This is a genomic window from Bacillus sp. P4_D3 (genome assembly GCF_056401855.1).
Map to the genome: position 1 here is coordinate 1 of NZ_JBFUIN010000197.1, position 5,807 is coordinate 5,807.

Sequence of the window (5,807 nt, forward strand, 5' to 3'; positions counted from 1 at the left end):
ATAAAGTGAAACTTTAATCAGTGGGGGTTTTGTTCATCCCACACTGATTATTAGTTGAACCGATCGAGCGTTAACGGACAGCAGCGCTCCCACCTAACTTCTTTGCTCCAGCCAAATTTTGAGGTGAGAGTCTTACTGCCCGTTAACGTGGGAAAACTTTTATATAGGGGATGAATATATGGGAGAGGCAGTACTCGTAAAACGAGAACCGTTATGGACAAAAGAGTTTATTGCGCTAATTCTAGCAAACTTATGTATGTTTTTAGGATTTCAAATGTTAATTCCAACTTTACCTGTTTATGTGAAAGAAATTGGGGGCACAAGTTCAAATATCGGATTCGTTGTCGGTATGTTTACCGTTGCAGCACTTTTTATTAGGCCGCTAACTGGAAATGCTTTGCAAAAATTCAACAAAAAAATCATTTTAATGATCGGTACCGCTATTTGTTTACTCGCTATGGGCAGTTATCTTTTCGCTTCAACCGTTTTCCTATTGCTTGCCGTTCGAATTTTACACGGAGCTGGTTTTGGTATTACAACGACTACATACGGAACTGTCGTTTCAGATTTAATTCCGCAAGCTCGCCGCGGTGAAGGCATGGGGTATTTCGGTCTTTCTGGAACTATTGCCATGGCGCTCGGTCCGCTTATCGGACTTTGGCTTATGCAAGCATATAACTTCACGATTCTTTTTTTATGTGCACTTTCATGCACAATAGTTTCATTAATATTAACGAAACTACTTCAAATCAAAAAATCGCCGCAACCACCACAGCAAACATCTGGTACCTTTCTCGATGGATTTATTGAGCGTAAAGCTTTACTTCCTTCATTATTAATATTATGTATTACATTAATGTACGGGGGAATTGGGAGCTTTATCACATTATTTGCTACGGAAGTCGGGATTGCTGATATTAGTCTCTTCTTTTTATTTAACGCACTTGCAATCGCTGTAACTCGTCCGTTTTCTGGAAGATTATATGATACGAAAGGCCATACATTTGTCATCATTCCAGGAGTTATTATTACGTTTACAGGTATTATCTTGCTGTCGTATACAACTACAATTCCGAGTTTAATTATTGCCGCAGCATGCTACGGCAGTGGTTTCGGAGCAATTCAACCAGCACTACAAGCATGGATGATTGACCGAGTAGCACCGCACCGGAGAGGAGTGGCAACAGCAACATTCTTCTCAGCATTTGATCTTGGAATTGGTGCTGGAGCGATTATTTTTGGATTCATTGCACACTTTACCAACTATGCAACTGTATATCGTTATTCCTCTCTATTACTTATTGCTTTCCTGTTCATTTACATTACAAGCTTACGGAAACAAAAACAGAAAGATAAAATAAACGAAAAAGCCGTTGGGTAATGTTAACTCGCTCCATTTCAAAGTACTTACACTAAAAAAATTATATATACACAAATACAAAAAAGCAGTGGATTCCAAAAAAATCGTACTGCTTTTTGCATTGTATTGAAAGGTGAACCGCTGTTCTATTTATTCATGTTGTTCGTATGATATTAATATATAGAACGAATTGGAGGAAACATTAATGAAAGCAATATTGTATACAAAATATGGTCCCCCCGACGTACTTCAATTGAAAGAAGTTGAAAAACCTACACCTAAAGACAATGAAATACTAATAAAAATTAATGCGACAACCGTAACAGCAGGAGATATTCGTTCAAGAAGTTTTACAGTTCCCTCTTCGGTTTGGCTACCCGCTCGAATTGCACTTGGCTTTAAACAACCGAAAAAACAAATACTTGGAATGGAATTGGCTGGTGAAGTTGAATCAGTAGGAAAAGACGTTACGCGTTTTAAAGCAGGAGATCCAGTTTTTGCTGCTACCCAAGCAAATTTCGGTTCTTATGCTGAGTACATTTGTATACCTGAAGATGGAGCAGTGTGCATGAAGCCCTCCAATATATCCTATGAAGAAGCCGCAGCCATCCCAATTGGAGCACGTACAGCCTTGTTTTTCCTTAGGAAAGCTAACGTTCGAAGCGGTCAAAACATTCTTATTTATGGAGCTTCTGGAAGTGTCGGAAGTTATGCAGTGCAAATTTCCAAGTATTTCGGCGCAACAGTTACAGGGGTGTGCAGTAGCTCCAATTTAGAATTGGTCAAATCGCTAGGAGCTGACGAAGTAATTGATTACACCGCAAGCGATTTTTCTACTACAGACGAAACTTATGATGTTATCTTTGAAGCGGTAAACAGGAGTTCCTTTGCAGAGTGTATTAAAATGTTAAAGGAAGATGGTACCTATATAAATATCGTTGAACCGTTACCAAGTGCTCAAATGCTCTGGACTAAATTGACAAGTCGCATGAAACTCATATTAAGTCAAAACGCACCTGAAACTTCCGAAGCATTAAATTTCCTTAAAGAACTAGTTGAGAACGGTAAAATAAAAGTGATCATTGATAGGCAATACACTTTTGAGGAAATTGTTGAAGCTCACATATATGTTGAAAAAGGGCACAAAAAGGGAAATGTCGTCATAAACTTGAAACATAACGACAACTCCTAATAAAGTGAAACTTTAATCAGTGGGTAGCTTTATCTCCCACAAATAGCAGAATAAACAAGCACACTGCACACAGTTTTTACAATACGAAGTACTCAAACTTTTTTAACATAAAAAACCAGGGCAAATTCATATGCGAATTGCTCTTTTTTAATGTTGCAAGCACTCCAAAGAAGTAGATTAATATACTTCAATCATTTTTTCACTTTCATCAGTATACTCATTTCAAACCTCCCCATTTCCCCTACATATTTTTCTAACTTTGATCGAAAAATATGCAAAGAACCATTATAAATAAAGTGAAACTTTACTTAGCACACCCAATTTGGATAGTTTATCTCTCCTATTTTTACTATCAATAAATAGTGTGATAAATGTGACTTCTTTACGAAATAGTCCAATACCACGCATGAAAACCAATTAAATCCAGGAGTTTCTTTAAAGAATTGTAAACTTTTTAGTACTTTGTAAATTTAGTGTAAAATTTATAAACAAACCGTTTACAGTGCCTCAAGGTTTAGTTAATAATTACATCGTACATGAAATTTAAGGAGTGGAATGCGTGGAATACAATATTCAAGATATGATCTTCCAGTTCATTGGTGGATTAGGTATTTTCTTATTCGGGATTAAATACATGGGCGATGGACTGCAACAAGCAGCCGGAGATCGTCTTCGCGATATTCTAGATCGTTTTACAACAAACCCTCTTATGGGTGTACTAGCAGGTATGTTAGTTACAGTATTAATTCAATCAAGTTCAGGAACAACCGCTTTAACAGTCGGACTTGTAAGTGCCGGATTTATGACATTAAGACAAGCAATTGGTGTTATTATGGGTGCGAACATCGGAACGACAGTTACTGCATTTATTATCGGAATTAAAATCGGAGAATACGCTCTTCCAATTATGGCAGTCGGAGCAATCTTATTATTCTTCTTTAAAAATAAAAAAGTACAGTCTTTAGGTCAAGTCGTATTCGGATTTGGTATGTTATTCTTTGGTTTAGAATTGATGAGCGCAGGTATGAAACCTCTTCGTTCTTTAGAATCATTCCAAGAATTAATGGTTAGCATGAGTGATAACCCAATCTTAGGAATCGTTGTTGGTACAGTCTTCACTTTAATCGTACAAAGTTCAAGTGCGACAATCGGTATTTTGCAAGAACTATTCGGCCAGGGTGCAATCGATTTACAAGCTTCCCTTCCTGTATTATTCGGTGATAACATCGGTACAACAATTACAGCTGTATTAGCAGCAATTGGTACTTCTATTGCAGCAAGACGTGCAGCATTAGTTCACGTTATCTTTAATATCGTCGGTACAATTATCTTTACGATTTTATTAGTACCATTTACAAGTTTAATTCAATATTTCCAAACATCATTAAACTTAAATCCAGAAATGACAATCGCATTTGCCCACGGAACATTTAACGTAACAAATGCACTTATTCAATTCCCATTCATCGCTGTATTAGCATGGATTGTAACAAAACTTATTCGCGGCGAAGATTCTGCTATTGATTTCAAACCGCAACATTTAAATCCAATCTTTATTGAACAATCCCCTGCTATCGCACTAACAGAAGCGCAAAAAGAAATTGTTCGCATGGCTGAGTTTTCTTTACAAGGATTAAAAGAAGCAAACCAATTTTTAAATACACAAGAAAAGAAACACGCTGATATGGCTACGCAATTAGAAGCAGCTATTAACAATTTAGATAAAAAGATTACCGAGTATTTAGTTTTACTATCAGAAAAACCACTTTCACATACAGACTCTGAAAAGCATTCAGTTCTAGCAGGTGTTGTTGGAGATATTGAACGTGTTGGTGATCATGTAGAAAACTTAGTAGAACTTGTAGATTTCCAAATTTCAAACCGCGTTTCACTATCAGATGAAGCACTAGCTGAATTAAATGAAATGCTTGAATTAACAATTTCAACATTACAAGATGCAATCAATGCTTTAACAAACTTCGACACTGAACTAGCTCAAACGGTTATTGCAAAAGAACGTAAAATTGACCAAATGGAACGTGTTCTTCGTAAACGTCATGTGTTACGTCTGAACGAACGTAGCTGTTCAGGTGATGCAAGCATCATTTTCGTTGATATGGTAAGTAACTTAGAACGTATCGGTGATCACGCTGTAAATATTGCTGATGGCGTTTTAGGTGAACAAGGAAAAGTAAATTTAAAACAATCATTATAATAGGAAAAGAGACGCTCAAATGAGCGTCTCTTTTTTTCATTTCATCTTTACAACCGTTCTCCCTTTTAACTTTCCTTGCAGTATAAGTGTAAACTTCTCATCTAATTCTTTTAATGTACATTCTTCTGTATAAGATAATAGCTCTGAATTTTTCCACTCATCTGCTAACAATGCCCACACTTCTCTTCTCACATCTACTGGACATTGAACTGAATCTATTCCTAAAAGGCTAATCCCTCGTAATATGAATGGGTATACAGTTGTATTTAATTCATGCCCTGCTACGTTACCACACGTTGTTACACAGCCTCCATACTTAACTACCTTTAAAGAACTTTCTAACATGTTCCCGCCTACAGTATCGACAACCCCAGCATATATTCCTTTAAGCATCGGTCTTCCTGATTCATCACTCAACTCCGTGCGGCGAATCATCTTTTTTGCCCCTAAACGTAGCAGTATCTCTTTCTCTTCCATTTTCCCTGTTGCCCCTACTACGCTATATCCTAGCTTTCCTAAAATACTAACTGCTACACTGCCTACTCCGCCCGTAGCACCCGTTACTAAAACATCTCCCGTACTAGGTGTAATTCCCGCTCTAATGAGCTTATATACCGATAAGGCAGCTGTAAAACCTGCTGTTCCGTACATCATACTTTCCTTCAAAGACATTTCTTTTGGTAAAGGAACGACCCAAGATGATGGCACGCGAATATATTCCCCGAAACCACCAGAAGTATTCATACCTAAATCATATCCAGTTACAATAACTTGATCGCCTTCCTGAAAGGCGTTATTTTCACTACTAACTACCTCTCCCGCTGCATCGATACCTGGTGTATGAGGATATGCTCTCGTTACACCTTTATTACCAGTAGCTGAAAGGGCATCTTTATAATTTAATGAAGAATAATGAACACGTATTAATACGTCTCCTTCAGGTAAACTATTAATTTCTCTCTCAACAAGCTTTCTTTCAAATTGATTATTTTCCTTTTCTTTCACGACAATTGCTCGGAATGGTGTATGATTCATTACGC

Annotated in this window: 4 protein-coding genes; 3 read left to right on the top strand and 1 reads right to left on the bottom strand. The window is 37.2% G+C overall.

Annotated elements, in window-relative coordinates; genetic code table 11:
• The first annotated feature begins 178 nt into the window (after positions 1-178).
• From AC1DTM_RS16915 to AC1DTM_RS16925, 3 genes are all read left to right on the top strand, one after another.
• Complete coding sequence (locus tag AC1DTM_RS16915; protein ID WP_016103796.1) at positions 179-1,381, top strand: MFS transporter; 1,203 nt, start codon at positions 179-181, stop codon at positions 1,379-1,381.
• Between the two features lie 184 nt (positions 1,382-1,565).
• Positions 1,566-2,552: an NAD(P)-dependent alcohol dehydrogenase gene (locus tag AC1DTM_RS16920; RefSeq protein WP_016103795.1), complete on the top strand. Its 987-nt coding sequence runs from the start codon at positions 1,566-1,568 to the stop codon at positions 2,550-2,552.
• A gap of 559 nt (positions 2,553-3,111) precedes the next feature.
• A complete protein-coding gene (locus AC1DTM_RS16925; RefSeq protein WP_016103794.1) occupies positions 3,112-4,767 on the top strand; it encodes a Na/Pi cotransporter family protein in 1,656 nt (551 codons plus the stop codon).
• A gap of 36 nt (positions 4,768-4,803) precedes the next feature.
• Here AC1DTM_RS16925 and AC1DTM_RS16930 read toward each other — a convergent pair whose 3' ends face one another.
• The gene (locus tag AC1DTM_RS16930) at positions 4,804-5,802 is read right to left on the bottom strand and encodes a YhdH/YhfP family quinone oxidoreductase (RefSeq protein ID WP_016103793.1); all 999 of its coding nucleotides are present in this window, start codon (positions 5,800-5,802) and stop codon (positions 4,804-4,806) included.
• Between the last annotated feature and the right edge of the window lie 5 nt (positions 5,803-5,807).